This is a genomic window from Microbacterium sp. Bi128, from assembly GCF_918698205.1.
Genome location: NZ_CAKKMM010000909.1, coordinates 1 through 2075, shown reverse-complemented (window position 1 = coordinate 2075; position 2075 = coordinate 1). Strand labels below are relative to the sequence as shown.

The window sequence follows — 2075 nt, the reverse complement described above, 5'->3', positions numbered from 1 at the left end:
GGTGAGGGTCTGTGATCCGCTCGCCCGCAGATCCGGGCCGAGGATCGAGGGGTCCGTGAGCGAGTGGCAGTAGATCTCGGCGGGCAGCGGATCGGGGACGAGGCCCGCGGATGCCGCGACGTAGGCGGCCTCCAATTGCGTCATCGTCTCGTTGACGTGGAAGGTCCCCGCGAAGGCGGCCTCGGGGGCGACCGAGGTGTCTTTCAGGCGCGGCAGGCGTGACAGGAGCATGTTGACCTTGACTTGCGCGCCCTCGGTCTCGGGGGCTTCGGTGGAGGTCCCGCCGGCGGTGAGCAGGCGCGCGAGAACGGCCCGCCCCACTCCGCTGAGCACGACCTCTCCGACGTAGGTCTCGGAGCGATCGGTCACAATGTGCACTTCACCGGACGGTGAGACCGACGTCACCTCGACGCCCGTGCGGATGTCGGCGCCCGCCTCGCGCGCGGCCCGTTCGAGTTCCGCGGTCACCGCCCCCATGCCGCCGACCGGCACGTCCCAGTGCCCGGTCTCTCCGCCGATGACGTGGTACAGGAAGCAGCGATTCTGTGCGAGGGAGGCGTCGTCCGCCGACGCGAACGTGCCGATGAGCCCGTCGGTCAGCGCGACGCCCCGGGCGATGTCGCTGTGCAGCGATGCTCGCAGCAGGTCGCCCAGCGGCCGCTCGGTCAGCGCCGTCCAGAGCTCGTCGTCGCCGACCCGTTCGCGCATCTCGTCGGCGGTGGGCAGCGGCTCGGTCATCGTCGGGAACACGGCGCGCCCCAGCGGCGCCAGGCGCTCGCCGAAGGCGGCGAACCTCTCGGCCTCACCGGTGTCGCCGAGTGTCCGGGCGAACGAGGCGGCGGTCGCCGCGGCATCCTGGGTGTCGATCAGGATGCCGCGCGTGGGGTCGGACGGATCGGGAGTGTACGAGGAGTACCTCCGGCGGCGCAGGTCGATGCGCAGTCCGAGGTCGTCGATGATCTTCTGCGGTAGCAGGCTCACGAGATACGAGTACCGCGACAGCCGCGCGTCGACCCCCGGCCACGGTCGTTCCGACACGGCCGCGCCGCCGACGGCATCCTGTCTTTCCAGGATCACCACCGATCGACCGGCGCGGGCGAGGTAGGCCGCGGCGACGAGGGCGTTGTGCCCTCCGCCGACGATGACGACGTCGTAGCGAGTGGACTCGATGGCGCTCATCTGCCCACGGTAACGATCGTCCCCGGATCCGGTGAGGGGGTGGACCAGTAGCGTGGATGCCATGACGCTCGCCGCAGATCTGCTCGACATCGCCACCCGCATCGCCCGTGAAGCCGGTGATCTCGCCGCGCGCCGCCGCCGCGAGGGAGTCGAGATCGCGACGAAGTCGGTCGCGGCCGACATCGTGACCGCTGCCGACCGCGAAGTCGAGGCCTTCATCCGCGCCGAACTCGAGCGCGAGCGCCCGGAGGACGGTTTCTTCGGTGAGGAGTCCGACGCGCACGAGAGCTCCAGCGGTGTGACCTGGGTCGTCGACCCGATCGACGGCACGGTGAACTATGCCTACGGCATCCCCGCGTGGGCCGTGAGCATCGCCGCCGTCGAGGGATCGGCCGATCCGGCCGAGTGGACCGCCATCGTCGGCGTCGTCTACAACCCGGTGTCGGGGGAGATGTTCCGCGCCACCCGCGACGGCGGTGCGTGGCTGGGGGAGGAGCGTCTCGCCGTCAACGACCAGGTCGGCCCCGCCGGAGGTCTCGTCGCGACCGGCTTCGGCTACGACCCCGCCACCCACGCCCCGACCCTGGAGAGGCTCGCGCGCGTCATGCCGGTCGCCCGCGACATCCGCCGTATCGGCGCGGCATCCCTGGATCTGGCGTCGGTGGCTGCCGGACGCGTGGATGCCTACTACGAGAAGGGCACAAACCCCTGGGATCACGCCGCGGGTGTGCTGCTCGTGGAGGAAGCCGGTGGCATGGTGGGCGGTTCGCCGGGCGGTCGGCCCGGCAAGGGCATGGTCATCGCCGCGGGTCCCGGGTTCTACGGCCGGATCGCGGACGCGCTCGAGACCGAGGAGTGAAGCGCGGAGCGTTCATGGCATTCTCGGACGTCCCGGG

Annotated in this window: 2 protein-coding genes; one reads left to right on the top strand and one right to left on the bottom strand. The window is 70.9% G+C overall.

The annotated features are described in order from the left end of the window. On the bottom strand, positions 1–1179 hold a 1179-nt coding region (locus LQV45_RS27895; RefSeq protein WP_230010134.1), incomplete at its 3' end, for an NAD(P)/FAD-dependent oxidoreductase. A 61-nt stretch (positions 1180–1240) separates the two neighbouring features. Between LQV45_RS27895 and LQV45_RS27890 the strand changes: the two genes are divergently transcribed. Beyond that, positions 1241–2038, top strand: a complete 798-nt coding sequence (locus LQV45_RS27890) for an inositol monophosphatase family protein (RefSeq protein WP_230010132.1) — start codon at positions 1241–1243, stop codon at positions 2036–2038. The last annotated feature ends 37 nt before the right edge of the window (positions 2039–2075 follow it).

What these genes read in the sequence shown, in the direction of transcription:
- LQV45_RS27890 (WP_230010132.1), top strand. Translation starts at nt 1,241, where the DNA reads ATGACGCTCGCCGCAGATCTGCTCGACATCGCCACCCGCATCGCCCGT.